Origin of the sequence: Bacillus sp. 2D03, from assembly GCF_003946765.1 — a bacterium.
GTDB lineage: Bacteria > Bacillota > Bacilli > Bacillales > Bacillaceae_G > Bacillus_A > Bacillus_A cereus.
The window spans coordinates 15,620-32,456 of record NZ_RPSJ01000016.1; the positions used below are offsets into that span (position 1 = coordinate 15,620).

Here is a 16,837-nt window from a genome sequence, read left to right on the forward strand (position 1 = left end):
CGGAATGTTTGCTACTGTAACATTATTGACGTACAGGCTTCTCTACATCTTCTTTTCTATACTTTTGTTTTGTTGCTTCTCCACCTCTTAAATGACGAATAGACTTATGATAATCAAGAATTTCTTTCACTTCATTTGCGAGCTCTGGATTAATTTCTGGTAGACGTTCTGTTAAATCTTTATGGACTGTACTCTTTGATACCCCAAATTCCTTTGCAATGACACGCACTGTCTTTCTTGTCTCCACGATATACTTACCAATCTTGATAGTTCTCTCTTTGATGTAATCGTGCACACCACTCGCCTCCCTAATTTGGATGTGAGAAGGGTGAAATGAGCCTCGCTGCATACGACTAAGAAGTAAGTGTGAGTGCTGTTTGTAAGCGTTAAACATTCTTGGATTTATAATGAAATAATTCACGATTTCTCACCTCAAACACTCTCTTTGCTTTGGTTTATACCATTGTATTGCCCGCACTACTGATATATGCTACATGTTCACTATTTTTGCGGACTAAGTTAAGAAAAATTACGTTTTTTTGTGAGAAATACGTTAAAACTGACTATTATAGCGAAAAAAAATGACACCTTGTATAAAAGGTGTCATTCTTCTCGTTCCAATTCTTCTTCTAACAATTGATGGTGGGGAACCTCTTTCTTACCGGCAATGTAATAATATAAAGTGAATAAAACAAACAATAAAATAATAGCAGTCGACAGAACAAACAAAAATGACACAGTATCCCCTCCCTTTTGTAATATATATTCGAGAATCTCGTCATTTTTCCTTGTTATTGCAACTTTTTTCTCGAAATTGAGTATTTTTATATAGAAATAAAAAAATCAGCTCCCCTAGTGGGAACTGATTTTTCCACTTTCTTATTCTTGTGAAGAAGAATCGTTAGATGATTCTGTAGAACCATTTGTTGATTTTTCTTCTTTCTTCGGTTCTTCTTTTTTGTCACTAGTTGAACCGCTTGTTGATTTCTCTTCTTTTTGAGATTTGTCTTCTGTTTTACTTTCTGGTTTCGTGCTCGTTGACTTTTCTTCTTTTTGAGATTTGTCATCAGCTTTTTTACCAGAAGCGTTCGTTGCCTTTGCAGCACCTGCATCAGCTTTAATTTCTGTTACTGATTTATTTAAGTAACGTTCAGGGTTCACAGCCACATTATCTTTACGTACTTCAAAGTGAACGTGAGAGCCTGCCTCTTTATTCATTGCACTTAGACCGGATGTTCCTAATACTTCACCTTGTGCAACTCTTGCACCTTTTTCTACTTTCACACTGCCTAAGCTTTGATAAGATACCGCTACACCATTTCCACTATCAACTGTTACAACATAACCAAGAAGTGAATCTTTTTCAGCTTTCGTTACTGTACCACTTAAAGCAGCAGCAACATTGAATTCTTTTCCATTCTTCGCAGCAATGTCAATTCCTTTGTTTGGGGAATATGTGTTGTTATAAAAGACAAGTGCTTTTTCTTGTTCCGCCTCAGTTGCTGCATCTTCATAGAATTTCTTCTGTACGACTACTTCCGCATTCGCGGCAGCTGGCATTTTCACTACTTCTGAAGATTTCGTTACTGGTACTGCTGGATCTTCCGATTGTGTATACGGTGTTGCTTGATCATGGTTCGGAGTCTTCTTCGGATTAGCTCCTTGGAACCATAGCGCAACCATTAAGATTACCGCTGCACAAGCAATGTATAGTGCCGGAAACACCCATCTTTTTTGAAATAAATGTACTACCTTTTGCGACTTTTTATTATTTCTTCCTCGCATTCCATCATCACCTCAGCAATCATTTTGAACAATATTCACGCATCCTATACAACGTATAACTAATTACTTTTCGACAAAATCTGTAAAAATATGTATGAGAATTGCAAAATTTCCGAGGAAATGATAGAAAAAAGAAAAAACTGAGCACTTTTGGCTCAGTTTTTAGTCTAATTGTTTCTTTTTATATACGATTAAACATACAAAGAGCGATATAATAAGCCAAACTGCAACATTTAATACATGTCCACTAATACTACTAAATCCCGCCCCACCTACTAAACTGTTAAGTGCTTTCACAATATGAGATGTTGGAAGATATCCAATCATCGTCTTAATTACTTTATTTTCAACCATCGGCTCAAACTGTACAGCCAAATACATCGTCATTAATATCGGCATTCCAATTATTGATGTTTGTGGTACAGATGCAGCTAACAATCCAATCATTGTTCCAATCACAATAAATAGAATTGTTCCACATAAGAAAATAAATCCTAGCAATAATAGATTTCCACTGAATTGATCCAAAATAAATAAGTTCATAATACAAATGCCCAATGTCAAACATACTGTTAATATACTTTTTCCAAGTAGAACTTCAACCGAAGATGCCGGTGATAGCATTAATACACGCAATGTATGCTTTTCTTTTTCTTCTGCAATTACCATAGATTGAACAAAGCCTGCGACAAATAGGAAGGCCGTTATAGTAGTAATGCCTAACATTTCCTTTCCCACTCCAAATCTGCTAAACAAAAATGAAAGTATAATTGGTAAAAATGCCATTAACAACACTTGTGAATTTGTCTTAAAATCTTGTACTTCTTTTCTAAAAATAGCTGATATACGTCTCATTGAAAATGTCATTATAATCCCCTCCCAGTAACTTCAATAAAAATATCGCCTAAAGTTGGTTCGTGTGAATGAATGGATAGTAATTCTCCTTTGTTCATCCATTCTGAAATACGTTTTGCACCTAATTCATCTTTTTGTACCGTTTCTTTCTTCTTATCCTTTAACACGACTTGTATTTGATCTTTCGCGTATTGTAAGCGCAGGTTCTCCGGTGTATCAAGTGCTACAATCTCTCCGCCACACAGGAAGGCAATGCGGTTACAAAGCGTTTCTGCTTCGTCCATGTTGTGAGTCGTTAAGAAAATCGTCGTTCCTTCTTTATTTAAGTCTTTTAAGATTTTATGAATATTTTGTACGTTTACTGGATCAAGTGCAGATGTTGGTTCGTCTAAGAAGAGGATATCTGGTTTATGAAGGATTGCTCTTGCTAGTGTGACGCGTTGCTTCATTCCCTTTGATAATTTTTTTACTGGTGTTTTTTTATCATCTAATAAATTCACTTGTGCTAGTACTTCATCGATTCGTTCTTTTTTGCAATCGTATAAGTCACAAAATAATAGTAAGTTATCATAAATGCTAAGTCTTTCATATAAGCCGCTGTTATCTGTTAAAATACCAATTCGTTTGTAATCGATGCTACTTGGTCCTGTAATATCTTTCCCTAATACTCTTACCGTTCCAACACTATGAAGCAATTGAGAAGTTAAAATTTTTACTGTTGTCGTCTTACCAGATCCACTCGGTCCAAGGAATCCGAATATCTCTCCTTGCTTCACCTCAATATTTACATTTCGAAGTGCCGTTTTTTCGTTGAAACTTTTCATTACATCTTTCATTTCAATTGCCAATGTCATTTCTTCATCTCCTTTGTTTTTCTTCTTTATAGATGAAAGTCGCTTTAGCGCTTTTCGTTTGTTTGTTTCGCTTTTCTTGACTCAATCATATGAAAAACAAAGGGTAGGCGCATTAAAATACCGGTAAAAGGAGTATTTTTACCGGTGAATGAATCGCATGTTGAGCTTATTGGAGCACTTTTATAGTCCAATAACACCTTTTAATTCATCCATGCGTCCTTTTGAAAGTGGAATTGAACTTTTTCTTTCGTCATCCAAAATTAAACTGAAACTGTTACGAGTCCATGTAATCACTTCTCGTACTCTTTGTAAATTTACAAGGTAAGAGCGATGACATCTAAAGAAACCAAAACCTGTTAATCTCGCTTCTAGTTCACTTAATGTTAATGCACATACGAAATCGCCTTCACGAACGTGAATATGCGTTACTCCGTTTTGCGTTTCAATGAAATGGATTTCCATCGGATCAAGTAAAATGATTTTATCGTTTACTTTCGCAGGTATTCTTTCTAACTTCATTTGCGGAATCATTTGAATGACTTTTTCTTCACCGACTTCTTCCACTTCCTCTTGCTCAATTTCTATCTTTTTCACACCATCGTTGTTTAATATGTATACGTCCTCTGTTAACGAAAGGGCATCTGATAGAAATGATGACGTAATAAAGATTGCCTTTCCTTGCTCTTTCATTTTCATAATCGCTTTTCGAATAATAACCGTACTCTCTATATCGACATTTTGCTCCGGTTCTTCCAAAATGATTAAATCCGGATTATGAATCATCATTCGTCCAATATGAAGACGACGCTTCTCTGAAAATGATAGTTTTTCTATTTTAACGTTTAACTTATCTAAGAGACCGACATATTGTACAACTTCTTCCGTACTCATATTCGATTCATAAAGCCCCATAAAAAAATTAAAGTATTCCTTCACCTTCAAACGATCATATGCCTCGTCTTTCAAAAAACAAAAACCGATGCGGGAATAATTTTTCTTTCCAATTGCTTCCCCTTCAAACAGTACGTTGCCAGTTGAAGCTTCTTCTTCACCAATAATAATACGGTGTAACACTTTAGCTGTATGATTATTGCATTGCAAAACAATACATTGTCCTTTTTCAACCTTTAGCTCAATTTCCGGTAACTGGTTCGCCTTCCCTAACTGTTTCAACTCCAGTAGCGCCATTTCGTCTCCCCCAAATGTCTTTTTATCCTATTATATCAAACAATTAATGGAAAATTATTCTATTTTACATAAAAAAAATAGGCGCCAGAGTTCTGACACCTATTTCTTCACCATCAGTTTTCCTTCATAATCATTCATCGTCTTTATTTCAACGCCTTTATAGTAATGAGCGACGATATCTGTATATTTCTTTCCTTCCGCTGCCATGCCGTTCGCCCCGTATTGACTCATACCAACGCCGTGACCGAACCCTTTCGTCGTAACGATGATTTTATCTCCTTGTTGTTTCCACGTGAAATCAGAAGAACGTAAATCTAACTTTTCACGAACTTCTTTTCCTGTTAATGTTTTTCCTTGAAAAGCTACATCCTTTACGCGCTTTCCTTCCGTAAGGTCTTTAATATTTCCAACCTTCCCGTCTGCTAGCACTTTCACACCGAGACGTTTTTGAAAATCAGCTACTGTAAATGTTTGCTCGCTCGTAAACTTTGGAGAGGCTTGATCCCACGGACTATCTACACTTTTCAAGTACGGATAATCATTTCCCCAATAGTCAGCTGCATTTTCTGTTCGGCCATTACTCGTTGAAAAGAAGGATGCTGAAATTGGTTTTCCATCATACGTTAAAACTTGTCCTGCTGTTTTCGAAACGGCTTCTTCGATTTTCTTCAAATTATTTTCGTAGTTATTGCCCCATTGCTTCTTCAATTCATCTTTGCCTTTGTACACTTGATCTTTCACCGTATCTGTCACGTCCGCATTATTTTTCTTTCCTCCGCTTAGCATACGTTGTACTACAAATGTTCTTGCTGCTAATGCCTGCGCCTTTAGTGCCTCTATTTCAAAACTGGCATTCATCTCAGAAGCTACTACACCTGTCACATACTCCTCCACTGGTAATGTTTCTACCTTCTTCTGTTTTTCGCGATATACAGCAACTTGAACAGCTGTATCTGCTTTTCCTGGAGCTGGTATGCTTTCTATCGCTGGAGGAGTTTTAGAGGCCGTTTCTTCCCCTACTTTTGCTTTCGCAAATGGAATAACAAGGGCTGCAGGTACAATGATAACGAGCGCTATTAAGAGCGCTACTGTAATAAAAAGTGGCTTTGAAAATTTCATCCTATTTTCCCCCAATATAAAAGCTTTACTCCATTCATTCTTATGGAACAACTCTTTTTTTTAGAACATACTTAAGGGGAAGAGTATAAAACAGAAATTTTCTAAATATTTTTACTGGTACGTGCATAAGTATAGAATTTATTGACTATAACAGTAATAACCCAAAAAAATAGCCCCTATGTCAAAAGACATAGAGACTATTTCAATTAAGCGTGAAGATCAGAAACTTCTTGTTCTTTCACTTCTTCTACTTTTTCGTTTACACGTTCAATAGTTGCACCTAATGCAGCTAATTTCTTATGGAAGTTTACATAGCCACGGTCAAGATGTTTTAACTCAGTTACACGAGTATAACCTTCTGATACTAAACCAGCTAAGATTAATGCAGCTGCAGCACGTAAGTCAGTTGCTGCTACTTCAGCACCTTGTAAACTGTTTGGACCGTTCATAATAACAGAACGACCTTCAATTTTAATATCAGCATTCATACGACGGAATTCTTCAACGTGCATAAAGCGGTTTTCGAATACCGTTTCTGTAATCATGCTTGTTCCATCAGCTTGTAGTAATAATGCCATCATTTGTGATTGCATGTCTGTTGGGAAACCTGGGTGAGGCATAGTTTTAATATCAACCGCTTTTAACTTATCTGGGCCGATAACACGTACACCTTCGTTTTCCTCAATGATTTTAACACCCATTTCTTCCATTTTCGCTGTAATTGAGCGTAAATGTTCAGGTACAGCATTTTCAATTAAGATGTCTCCACCAGTAATTGCTGCTGCAACCATGAATGTTCCCGCTTCAATACGGTCAGGAATAATAGAGTGGTTTGCACCATATAATTTATCAACGCCTTCGATACGAATCGTTCCAGTTCCAGCTCCGCGTACTTTCGCGCCCATCGCATTTAAGAAGTTAGCTAAGTCAACGATTTCTGGTTCTTTCGCTGCGTTTTCAAGAATTGTTGTCCCTTTTGCTAATGTAGCTGCAGACATAATGTTTTCTGTCGCGCCTACGCTTGGGAAGTCTAAGTAGATTTTAGCTCCTTTTAGTTCTCCCTCAACATATGCCTCAACAAAACCGTTACCAACCTGTACTTTAGCTCCCATTGCTTCGAAGCCTTTTAAATGTTGGTCAATTGGACGTGAACCAATTGCACATCCACCAGGAAGTGCAATACGAGCACGACCATTACGTGCTAATAATGGTCCCATTACTTGAACAGATGCACGCATTTTACGTACATATTCAAATGGTGCTTCAATGTTTAGTTCTTTAGAAGAATCGATTGTTACTTGATTATTTTCAAATACGACTTCAGCATTTAAATGACGTAATACCTCATTAATTGTGTATACATCAGACAAAACTGGTACTTCAGATAGTACATTCTTTCCATCACTCGCTAATAGGGCTGCAGCGATTATAGGTAATACAGCATTTTTTGCGCCCTCAACACGCACTGTGCCGTTTAACCGCTTTCCGCCACGGACGATGATCTTTTCCAAATTATTCCCCTCCGTGTCCTTTTTTCAGTATCTATTCACTCAATACTCAGAAGTTATGATCGGTGTGCCAACCACAATTGTATCTTTGTTGTCTGTAGAACGTATTGCTATTTGCACATTTATTTTCTCTCTATTTGTTGAAAGAGCGTCATCCCACTTTTTATTGTATGCGGAGACTGACACAAATGCTCTTTCTTCTACTTGTTCGATCGCTCTTGCTGAAAGATCTTTCAAAACCTGATTGGTTTTATTTTGCAAAACACCTTCAATCTTATCATTCAGTACACCTTGAACACAAGTGTAAATTATAGGTTTTTCACTAAAAATTTTATTCATGTTTTGAACATACTTCGGGTCCCATTTCGCCCCACTTACTTCAAAGATAATGAAAGTGTTTTCTTTAGTATTTTCTTTACTCCAAGTTACTACTACTCGTTCTTCATAAGAAGAAAGCTTTTTATAGGATGTAGCTTTATATCCATCTGGAGATTGCTCTACTTCCCACTTTTGAATATTTGCCTTTTCCTTCACATCGTTTAACAACTTTTGAAACGTATGTATGTTAGAAATTGTTTTTGTTTCTCTCGCTAACCATGACCATTTTTCTACTTTAGCATCATTTTTCTCTAAAGCCTTGATCATGCTCTCCATTTTCTGTTCATCGCTTATCGGTTTCATCTCTCTATATCCAACCAAAAATAAAACAACACTAAGTGCAACAATAAGAATGGCTTTAAACTTCAATTTCATCCCCTCCTATCCCCATTGTTAACGGAGATTTGAGGTTCTATACACTTACTTTACTAAATACGTTAAACTCTTCGAATAGCCTAAATAATCAAGGAAAAAGTTACTTACAGATGTCCCAATTGCAATTGTAATTAAGATGAGTAATACTCGCGTCTGCAGCACTTTTCCGGACTTCATTAAACGCTCAATGTGAATGCCTTGTAAGGCCCACCACGTAATGGTAATAAACAATAAATGCGAAACAATGGCAATCAGTGCTTGTTGCCCTAAAAGTTGTGCCAAAAAATCGACCCCTTTTTACTCAGCTACTACTTATGAAAGAATATAAAAACGATACCATAATAAGTAGGAGCTACACTTTTTCAAATGCACATAGACATCTTACATTTTACATCGTGATTTTCTTTCCAAAAACGTATATCTACATTACAAGTTAACACAAAATAAAAAGCGCAGAGTACTGACTCCACACCTTTTATTTTCACTATTGTACCACGTTCCCTAAGAAGAAGAAATCTTTCATTAATGGAAAATATTCATAAAAGAAATTGTACCCAATCATCGGCATAATCCCTAGTATTACAATCGAAATTGCACAAAGACTCATAACAACCTTTATATTTAACGGTAACCGTATCCTCTCTTCTGTCTCTCCTGTGCGGAAAAACATTTGTTGTAAAATACGGAAATAATATACGAATGAAACAACTGTCGTACCCATCATAATCGAAGCTAGTACGTAATGTGCTGGCTCTACATGAAGCGCGCCTAAAAAGATGTTAATCTTTCCAATGAATCCAGCCGTTCCTGGTATCCCAGCCAGCGATAAAATAAAGATTGTCATCATAATCGCTGCAAATGGTGATCTTTTATATAAACCTGTGAAAATTGTTATATTTTCCTCATCATTTTGTAAGATTAAGCCGTGGATGATAGCAAATGCACCTATATTCATAAGCATGTATGCCAGCATATAAAACCACATGCTATCCATCGTAAATGGTGATAATGCCACAAGTGGAACGAGTAAATACCCTGCATGAGCAATGCCCGAATAAGCAAATAAACGCTTTATATTGTATTGTTTTAACGCGACTACATTCCCAACAATCATCGTAATACTTGCTAGCACCGCAATATATATACTCATATGCCCATATAAAGATTGCATATCTCCTTGTATTAATACACTTGCAAAAACCATAAGGAACAAACGAATAATGAGTAGGAAACCAGCAATTTTAGAAATCGTTCCAAGAAAAGCAGTAACTGGTGTAGCCGCTCCTTCATACACATCAGGTGCCCACATATGAAACGGCACTGTGGCAATTTTAAATGAGAGACCGACTAGCAATAAAAGAAATGCGAGAGCTAACAATAACTGAATACCACTAGCGAGTTCCCCAGTGAGTACCTTTTGCATATCTACAATGTTAGTTGAACCTGTAATACCGTATAAATAACTCATTCCGAAGAGCGTAATCGCCGTTCCAATTCCTCCGCTAATGACGTATTTCATTGCCGCTTCATTTGATGCACGGCTCTTTTTTCGTATTCCTACTAAAATATAAGAAGAAAGTGAAAGTAACTCCAAACCAACGAAAAGGGTAATGAAATCAACACTAGAAGCCATGAACATTGCACCAAGAAGTGCCATTAAAAATAAGTAATAATATTCACCCTTATCTTCAATTGGATTCTTCTTATCATCGCTCATTGCGGTGCATAAAATGAGAGCTGAGGCACCTAATAGCAATGTTTTAAACCCTTTTGAAAATCCATCTAACACAAACGATCCGTTTAAAATATCTCCAGCTGGTTCGCTATATAGCGTAATTAATGACACGATTGCTAATACGATAGCAGCAATCGCACCAAGAGCTACATATCTATGATTCAGCTTAAAAAACAAATCACATATGGAAAGGAGGATGGCGGCGCCGAGAATAATAAATTCTGGCACCATTAGATGCCACGATAAGCTAAGTAACGTATTCATATCCATCCTACTTCACCCCCAATGTTTTCAATGTATTTTGAAGCGGATCCCCTAGTAACTCTGGCATAACTCCAATTGCAATAATACAAAAGATAAGTAGTAAAACAGGGACATACTCCCATCCGTGTATATCAGATTTTGCTTCCCACTCTTTCTTTCCAAATGTCACTTGAAGTGTCGCCCTTAATACGTATACAGCGGTTAAAATGATGCCAATCACACCGACTGCAGCAATGACGGGCTCTCTTTGAAATAAACCGAGAAAGGCAAGAAATTCACTAACAAACCCAGACATCCCTGGTAATCCAAGCGAGGCCATTCCTCCTGCTAAAAAGAATCCGCTAAGTATCGGTACACTTTTCGCAAGTCCGCCTAGCACCGTAATATCCGAAGTTCCAAATCGTTGTTCTATAACACCCAGTAGGAAGAAGAGCAAGGCTGCAATTAAACCATGTGATACAACTTGGAATAACGCTCCTTGTGTACCAGGTGCATTAAGTGACGCAAGTCCCATTAACACAATTCCCATATGCGAAATACTAGAGTAAGCCAGTACTTTCCTAAAGTCCGTTTGGATGAGCGCTAAAAAGGCACCGTATAATAAATTAATTACGCCTAATATCGCAATTAGTGTTGCAACATCGTGAAAATATTCCGGGAATAGCCCTTTCCCGAAGCGAATAATACCGTACGCTCCAATCTTCAGCAAAACACCCGCATGAAGCATAACTACAGCTGGATGCGCTTCTATGTGTACATTGACCATCCAGCGGTGCAACGGAAAAACAGGTAGTTTAATTGCAAAAGCAATCATTATGGCAATAAATACACTAAGCTGCAAACTACTTGGTATGACGAGTGCTCCCTCTGCACTTACGCTTCTTAATATCTCTTTCAGCTCCACAATATTTGTTGTACCTGTTTTCGCGAACAAAATTGAGAAAACAATGAGCAAAATAGCTGAGCCAATACCGTTATATATTAAATAACTATACGCAGCCTTTTCACTCGACAATTTTCCCCACTTTCCAATTAATAAGAACATTGGTGGCAACGTAATTTCAAAGAAGATAAAAAACAACATTAAGTTTTGAGCAGCAAAGACGCCGAGCATTCCTATTTCTAGCATGAGTAACAGCATATAAAATGCTTTTAAATTTCTTTTAATAGAAAAGGCTGCAATTGCTGCAAGCGTTGCTAGAAGAGCCGTCAGTACCATCATGACAAGCGACAAACCATCAATACCGAGCTCGTAATAAATAGAAAACCACCTTTTATCTACCGCTGTAAAATCGCCGAACTTAATCCATTTCACCTTCTCATCAAATAGGGACAAATTCTTTCCAGAAGCATATGTACAAGCGAGGACGATAGCGATTCCAAATGGAAGTGCCGTCCCAAATAAGCCAAGCGCTCGCACTGTACGCAATTCCTTTTTCGGTGTTAATACAAGCAATAAAATTCCTAAAAGTGGGGAAAAAATGAAGAACGTTAACAACAAATCATTCATCGTAAATCCCCTCCCGTATAGAGCAAAATAATGACGAGTACAGCGAGCGAAACTGCCGTTACAGTACCGTACACTTGTACATTCCCGTTTTGAAGTTTCGATCCAAGATTACTTATGCCTTTAACTACACTTGCAATTAAAACTGCAATTCCTTCGACTACATACACTTCAAATAAGCGAAGCACATGAGCGATTCCTTTCGTAATAGGGATCACCGTCATGTTGTATAGTTCATCCACATAATATTTTTCTTTCAAAAGATTATAAAGCGATGTTTCCGTACCCCCAGCCCAATTTCTAGAAATTGATTTCTTGCCATATATGAAATATGCAAGAGCGATTCCCGCAAATGAAACGAGTGTCGCAACAATCATAATCCAAACTGGTCCATGCGCTTCTTCAACCTTAAACCCTACATCTTTCGTCAACCAATCTCCGAGAAATGTCCCAAACCATGGTGTATTTATATAGCCTGCCACTACCGCGAGAACGCCGAGAACAATCATTGGATACGTCATAACGCGAGGCGATTCATGCACTTCTTCCTTCGTCTTCGTTTCTCCAGTAAAGACAAGGAAGTAAAGGCGGAACATATAAAACGCTGTTAAAAATGCCGCAATTACCGCTAAAGTAAATAAAACGTAATTGCCATTCATCCACGTCGCCGCTAAAATTTCATCTTTGCTGAAAAAACCGGAAAGGAGCGGAACACCGCTAATGGCAAGAGTACCTATTAAAAATAGCGTACCAGTTACTTTCATCTTCTTCTGTAAACCGCCCATTTTATTAATGTTTTGCGTATGCACAGCATGAATTACACTTCCTGCCGCCAAAAATAGTAGTGCTTTAAAAAAAGCGTGTGTCGTTAAATGGAATATACCAGCTACATAACCGGCAGAACCTAACGCGAGCATCATGTACCCGAGCTGGCTAACTGTAGAATAAGCAAGCACCCTCTTTATATCTGTTTGCACAAGACCGATAGAGGCCGCAAAGATTGCAGTGAAAGCTCCAACGATTGCCACTGTCTGCATCGCCACTGTACTTGCTGAAAATAGAGGGAACATCGTCGCTACTAAATATACGCCAGCCGCGACCATCGTCGCCGCGTGAATAAGTGCCGAAACGGGTGTTGGCCCCTCCATTGCATCTGGCAACCATGTATGAAGCGGGAACTGACCTGATTTCCCCATCGCCCCGATAAAAATTAATATCGCTGTTATTGTAATCATGTAAGGAGGTAAATCCCCTGTATAAATCGCCCTAAATATTGCGTCATATTCAAAACTACCTGCGTACCAAAAAATTAAAATCATCCCGATAAATAAACCAACATCCCCAATACGGGTCATAATAAAAGCCTTTTTTGCAGCAGCCTTTGCTTCTTCTTTAAAGAAATAAAAACCGATAAGTAAAAATGAACCAAGACCAACTAATTCCCAAAATATATAAAGTTGTAATAAATTCGTTGATATAACAAGCCCTAACATCGCAAATGTAAAGAGTCCTAAATATGCGTAAAAGGTTGGTAATCGTTCATCACCTTTCATATAACCTTTCGAATACACATGTACAAGTAGACTCACAAGCGTCACGATAAATAACATTAAAGCTCCTAATGCAGTCACTTCAAAGCCAAATGATATATCCACATCTCCAGCTCTAAGCCACACCCACTTATGCTTCACGCTTGCTTCTGAAAATCTTTCTATTAACACAAGTACCGCAAGTATAAAGGAGAGAAAGACGAAAAAAATACTAAGTACGCTGCTTCCTTCTCTAATTTTCTTCCCGAATATAATAAGTAACAAAAACGAAACGAGTGGGAAAAGCGGTATGAGCCATGCATAATCGATCATTGTTTCCTTCCCCCTTTTTCGGTCACAATGCTATCCTTTAAGCGTATCCATTTCATCCACCTGAACTGTCGTACGATTACGATATAAAGCAATTAAAATGGCGAGTCCTACCGCCGCTTCCGCTGCCGCTACAGCCATCGTAAACAGTGAGAAAATTTGACCTGTTAAATTCGGAAATAAGCCTAATTTACTAAACGCCACTAAGTTTAAATTGGCAGCATTCAGCATTAATTCGATACAAACTAATACGATTACTGTATTCCGCTTTGTTAAAGCTCCAAATAGACCGATGCAAAACAAAATAATCGCAAGTGTTAAATATGCAGAAGCTGGAACGCTACTCATTGGAATCCTCCTCTTTCTCATCCTTTTTCGCAAGTACAATCGCGCCAACGAGTGCTACAAGTAAAATAACTGAAGTTAGTTCAAATGGGATAATATATTTTGAATAGAGAAGCGTACCGATTTGAAGTGTGTTGTTTTCATGGAGAGGTAAACTTCCTTGTGTGCTTTCATTTGCAAAATCAACATTATTAACAGCGAAATACATAACCGCTCCAAATGCTACAACTGCAAAGAAGATAATCCATTTTCGAAGAGTAAGACGCGATTCATTTTCCGCGTTATGTTTCGTTAACATAATGCCGAAAATCATAATAATTGTGATTGCACCAGAGTAAAGTAAAATTTGTGCAACGCCTATAAATTCGGCTGACAAAAGAAAATACAAACCTGCAATGCTGAGAAATGTCAAAACGAGAGCTAGCATCATGTGCATAACTTTCGTTAAGTTCAACATAAGAACACCGCCGATAATTGCAGACAAGGATAGTATAAAGAATGCTACAAACTCGCCATTCATGCTTTATTCTCCTTCCTGACGTTTTCGTCGTTTTCGTCAAGCCACTGCAAATTTTTAAATAAATCATCACGTGAATATTCCGCAAGCTCAAAGTTATTTGTCATAACAATCGCCTCTGTCGGACAAACTTCTGTACATAAATCACACAGAATACAAATTTCAAAATTAATATCATACGTGTCGATAATTTTTCCTTTTTTCGTAGGATCCGGATGTTTCTTTCCTGTTAACTGAATACAGTCTGTCGGACAAATGTTAGAGCACTGATTACAAACAATACACTTTTCCGGATAAAACTTTTGAATACCTCGAAAGCGGTCTGGCAACGGCAACGGTTGATTCGGATAATCGTAAGTCACCTTCTTCTTACTCAAATTGCTTAATGTATATTTTAATCCTTTAAATAGTCCTTTCATCTCTTACTGGCACCCCCCTCATAGATTAGAAGAATAACTCCTTAATCAATGCCGTTAAGAAAATATTCGCAAGTGCAATTGGCAATAATACTTTCCAGCCAAACTCCATTAACTGGTCACCTCTTATACGCGGAAACGTAACGCGGAACCAAATTAATAGAAAGACTACACTGCTAAATTTCAAAGCAAACCATACAGCTCCTGGGATAAATCCAAGGAACATAACTGGATTCCATCCACCTAAAAAGAGCACTGTAATTAAAGATGCCATCCCGAAGAAATATACGTACTCTGAAAGCATGAAAAACGCCCAGCGAAAACCTGAGTATTCCGTATGATATCCAGAAACAAGTTCTGACTCCGCTTCTGGCAAATCGAATGGCGTTCTATTTAACTCTGCAACTGCTGCGATTAAGAAAACGACGAAGCCAATTGGCTGTACGAAAATGTACCAAACCTTCTCCTGCGCCGCTACAATCTCATTTAAATTCAGACTACCAGCTAGCAAAACGATACCAATTACACTCATTACGAGCGGAATCTCATAAGAAATCATTTGCGCCGCCGCACGCATCCCTCCTAAAAGGGAATATTTATTATTCGATGCCCATCCTCCAGTTACAACACCTATCGTCGTAATACCGGAAACAGCAATATAATAAAGTAGCCCGACTCCAATATCTGCAAATTGAAATTTATCAGTGAACGGGATAACTGCAAGCACCATAAATGCTGGTGCAAATGCAATGACAGGCGCTAATATAAACAGCGGTTTATCTGCTGCTTTTGGAATACTATCTTCTTTCAATAATAGTTTTAAAACATCAGCTACCGTTTGCAGTAAACCGAATCGGCCTCCAACCTGGTTTGGTCCAATCCGCCCTTGCATAAACCCCATCACTTTCCGTTCTGCCAAAATTCCATATGTAACGAAGCCAAGGACTGCAAATAGCAGAAGTACCGCTAATCCGAAAAAAATGAAGAAATTCTTCCAGCTTGAAGGTGATTGTAAGAGCGTCTCAATCATTAGCCATCAACCTCCCCAAGTACAATATCAACTCCACCTAAAATCGTAATTAAATTAGCGATGTTTTCACCTTTCAATAACTTCGGTAAAATTTGCAAGTTATAAAAAGATGGCCTACGAAACTTCAAACGGTACGGCTCTTTCTTTCCGTCACTAGCGATATAACACCCAATCTCTCCGCGCGGCGATTCGATACGTACGAACGCTTCTCCCTTAGGTGCCTTAATAATTTTCGGTACTTTTGCCAGCACAGCTCCATCTTTCGGGAACTGCTGAACCGCCTGCTCAACAATCTTTAAAGACTCCTCGATTTCTTGCATTCGGCAAACGTAGCGATCCCAAGCATCTCCCACGCTTCCAACAGGAATATCAAAATCAAAACGATCATAAATCGAATACGGCTCATCTTTGCGAAGATCCCAGTTTACTCCAGTGCACCGCAAATTTGCTCCGCTTAAAGAATACGAGATCGCTTCTTCCGCGCTATATATACCAACGCCTTTCACACGATTTAAGAAAATCTCATTACCGCTAACAAGATCATGATAACCTGCCAGTTGCTCTCTCATATACGGAACAAACTCTTCCACCTTTTCAATCCAACCATCTGGCGCATCCCACTTCACACCGCCAACTCTCATATAGTTAAAAGTAAGCCGTGCCCCGCATAATTCATTTAATAAATTTATAATCATCTCTCGTTCACGAAACGCGTACAAAAACGGGCTGACCGCTCCTATATCAAGAAGATTCGTCCCCCACCAAACGAGATGGCTCGCAATTCTTCCTAGCTCCATCGCAAGTACTCGCAAGTATTCGGCACGCTCTGGAATTTCAAGCCCCATCATCGTCTCTACAGCATGGCAAATGACGTAATTATTCGTCATAGCTGATAAATAGTCCATTCGATCTGTATAAGGGATAATTTGCGTATACTGTAAGCTCTCAGCGATCTTTTCGGTCCCGCGATGCAAATACCCAATAACAGGTGTAGCTTCTTTAATAAGTTCCCCGTCAATCTTAATTACGAGCCTGAACACACCATGTGTACTCGGATGCTGAGGTCCTACATTCAAAAGCATCTCTTCCGTACGGATCATAG

At 38.2% G+C, this 16,837-nt stretch carries 18 protein-coding genes; all 18 read right to left on the reverse strand.

What is annotated here, in order from left to right; all coding sequences use genetic code 11:
* Positions 1-22: 22 nt before the first annotated feature.
* The 18 genes from spoIIID to nuoD all read right to left on the reverse strand — a co-directional run bounded on the left by spoIIID (position 23) and on the right by nuoD (position 16,835).
* On the reverse strand, positions 23-295 hold the full coding sequence (gene spoIIID, locus EBQ15_RS26970; protein ID WP_000544012.1) for a sporulation transcriptional regulator SpoIIID: 273 nt from the start codon (positions 293-295) through the stop codon (positions 23-25).
* 308 nt (positions 296-603) lie between these two features.
* Positions 604-738 (reverse strand): hypothetical protein, encoded by a 135-nt coding sequence (locus EBQ15_RS26975; protein ID WP_000008903.1) that lies wholly within the window; start codon positions 736-738, stop codon positions 604-606.
* A 141-nt stretch (positions 739-879) separates the two neighbouring features.
* Positions 880-1,785, reverse strand: coding sequence for a stage II sporulation protein SpoIIQ (gene spoIIQ / locus EBQ15_RS26980; protein ID WP_001214926.1), 906 nt, complete (start codon positions 1,783-1,785; stop codon positions 880-882).
* A gap of 162 nt (positions 1,786-1,947) precedes the next feature.
* The gene (locus EBQ15_RS26985) at positions 1,948-2,652 is read right to left on the reverse strand and encodes an ABC transporter permease (RefSeq protein WP_000144438.1); all 705 of its coding nucleotides are present in this window, start codon (positions 2,650-2,652) and stop codon (positions 1,948-1,950) included.
* Positions 2,652-3,494, reverse strand: coding sequence for an ABC transporter ATP-binding protein (locus EBQ15_RS26990; protein WP_000170855.1), 843 nt, complete (start codon positions 3,492-3,494; stop codon positions 2,652-2,654). The genes EBQ15_RS26985 and EBQ15_RS26990 overlap by 1 nt, the downstream gene beginning before the upstream one ends.
* Positions 3,495-3,674: 180 nt before the next feature.
* Positions 3,675-4,682 carry a LytTR family transcriptional regulator DNA-binding domain-containing protein gene (locus EBQ15_RS26995; protein WP_001185917.1) on the reverse strand — a complete coding sequence of 336 codons (1,008 nt, stop codon included), beginning with the start codon at positions 4,680-4,682 and terminating at the stop codon, positions 3,675-3,677.
* Between the two features lie 99 nt (positions 4,683-4,781).
* Positions 4,782-5,801, reverse strand: coding sequence for a stage II sporulation protein D (gene spoIID, locus EBQ15_RS27000; RefSeq protein WP_000672648.1), 1,020 nt, complete (start codon positions 5,799-5,801; stop codon positions 4,782-4,784).
* A gap of 206 nt (positions 5,802-6,007) precedes the next feature.
* Positions 6,008-7,312 carry a UDP-N-acetylglucosamine 1-carboxyvinyltransferase gene (murA, locus tag EBQ15_RS27005; protein WP_000411274.1) on the reverse strand — a complete coding sequence of 435 codons (1,305 nt, stop codon included), beginning with the start codon at positions 7,310-7,312 and terminating at the stop codon, positions 6,008-6,010.
* Between the two features lie 39 nt (positions 7,313-7,351).
* Entirely contained in the window at positions 7,352-8,056 is a 705-nt protein-coding gene (locus tag EBQ15_RS27010) for a YwmB family TATA-box binding protein (protein ID WP_000669016.1), read from the reverse strand.
* A 51-nt stretch (positions 8,057-8,107) separates the two neighbouring features.
* Positions 8,108-8,344 (reverse strand): DUF1146 family protein, encoded by a 237-nt coding sequence (locus EBQ15_RS27015; RefSeq protein ID WP_000057889.1) that lies wholly within the window; start codon positions 8,342-8,344, stop codon positions 8,108-8,110.
* Between the two features lie 202 nt (positions 8,345-8,546).
* Entirely contained in the window at positions 8,547-10,061 is a 1,515-nt protein-coding gene (gene nuoN / locus EBQ15_RS27020; RefSeq protein ID WP_033668383.1) for an NADH-quinone oxidoreductase subunit NuoN, read from the reverse strand.
* A 7-nt stretch (positions 10,062-10,068) separates the two neighbouring features.
* Positions 10,069-11,571: an NADH-quinone oxidoreductase subunit M gene (locus EBQ15_RS27025; protein WP_000998937.1), complete on the reverse strand. Its 1,503-nt coding sequence runs from the start codon at positions 11,569-11,571 to the stop codon at positions 10,069-10,071.
* Complete coding sequence (gene nuoL, locus EBQ15_RS27030) at positions 11,568-13,430, reverse strand: NADH-quinone oxidoreductase subunit L (RefSeq protein WP_000568226.1); 1,863 nt, start codon at positions 13,428-13,430, stop codon at positions 11,568-11,570. Before nuoL ends, EBQ15_RS27025 begins: the two co-directional genes overlap by 4 nt.
* Positions 13,431-13,460: 30 nt before the next feature.
* The gene (gene nuoK / locus EBQ15_RS27035; protein WP_000100079.1) at positions 13,461-13,775 is read right to left on the reverse strand and encodes an NADH-quinone oxidoreductase subunit NuoK; all 315 of its coding nucleotides are present in this window, start codon (positions 13,773-13,775) and stop codon (positions 13,461-13,463) included.
* Positions 13,768-14,292, reverse strand: a complete 525-nt coding sequence (locus EBQ15_RS27040) for an NADH-quinone oxidoreductase subunit J (protein WP_001012814.1) — start codon at positions 14,290-14,292, stop codon at positions 13,768-13,770. The genes nuoK and EBQ15_RS27040 overlap by 8 nt, the downstream gene beginning before the upstream one ends.
* Positions 14,289-14,708 (reverse strand): NADH-quinone oxidoreductase subunit NuoI, encoded by a 420-nt coding sequence (nuoI, locus tag EBQ15_RS27045; protein WP_000677191.1) that lies wholly within the window; start codon positions 14,706-14,708, stop codon positions 14,289-14,291. Before nuoI ends, EBQ15_RS27040 begins: the two co-directional genes overlap by 4 nt.
* A 25-nt stretch (positions 14,709-14,733) precedes the next feature.
* A complete protein-coding gene (gene nuoH / locus EBQ15_RS27050; RefSeq protein WP_000573419.1) occupies positions 14,734-15,735 on the reverse strand; it encodes an NADH-quinone oxidoreductase subunit NuoH in 1,002 nt (333 codons plus the stop codon).
* The gene (gene nuoD / locus EBQ15_RS27055; protein WP_000621464.1) at positions 15,735-16,835 is read right to left on the reverse strand and encodes an NADH-quinone oxidoreductase subunit NuoD; all 1,101 of its coding nucleotides are present in this window, start codon (positions 16,833-16,835) and stop codon (positions 15,735-15,737) included. Before nuoD ends, nuoH begins: the two co-directional genes overlap by 1 nt.
* Positions 16,836-16,837: the final 2 nt, after the last annotated feature.

Bases quoted from the DNA above. Each gene is read 5' to 3' on its own strand.
- nuoI (WP_000677191.1), bottom strand. From the start codon at position 14,708: ATGAAAGGACTATTTAAAGGATTAAAATATACATTAAGCAATTTGAGT.
- nuoH (WP_000573419.1), bottom strand. From the start codon at position 15,735: ATGATTGAGACGCTCTTACAATCACCTTCAAGCTGGAAGAATTTCTTC.
- EBQ15_RS26990 (WP_000170855.1), bottom strand. From the start codon at position 3,494: ATGACATTGGCAATTGAAATGAAAGATGTAATGAAAAGTTTCAACGAA.
- EBQ15_RS26995 (WP_001185917.1), bottom strand. From the start codon at position 4,682: ATGGCGCTACTGGAGTTGAAACAGTTAGGGAAGGCGAACCAGTTACCG.
- nuoL (WP_000568226.1), bottom strand. From the start codon at position 13,430: ATGATCGATTATGCATGGCTCATACCGCTTTTCCCACTCGTTTCGTTT.
- EBQ15_RS27040 (WP_001012814.1), bottom strand. From the start codon at position 14,292: ATGAATGGCGAGTTTGTAGCATTCTTTATACTATCCTTGTCTGCAATT.
- nuoK (WP_000100079.1), bottom strand. From the start codon at position 13,775: ATGAGTAGCGTTCCAGCTTCTGCATATTTAACACTTGCGATTATTTTG.
- nuoD (WP_000621464.1), bottom strand. From the start codon at position 16,835: ATGATCCGTACGGAAGAGATGCTTTTGAATGTAGGACCTCAGCATCCG.
- EBQ15_RS27025 (WP_000998937.1), bottom strand. From the start codon at position 11,571: ATGAATGATTTGTTGTTAACGTTCTTCATTTTTTCCCCACTTTTAGGA.
- EBQ15_RS26985 (WP_000144438.1), bottom strand. From the start codon at position 2,652: ATGACATTTTCAATGAGACGTATATCAGCTATTTTTAGAAAAGAAGTA.
- spoIID (WP_000672648.1), bottom strand. From the start codon at position 5,801: ATGAAATTTTCAAAGCCACTTTTTATTACAGTAGCGCTCTTAATAGCG.
- spoIIQ (WP_001214926.1), bottom strand. From the start codon at position 1,785: ATGCGAGGAAGAAATAATAAAAAGTCGCAAAAGGTAGTACATTTATTT.
- nuoN (WP_033668383.1), bottom strand. From the start codon at position 10,061: ATGAATACGTTACTTAGCTTATCGTGGCATCTAATGGTGCCAGAATTT.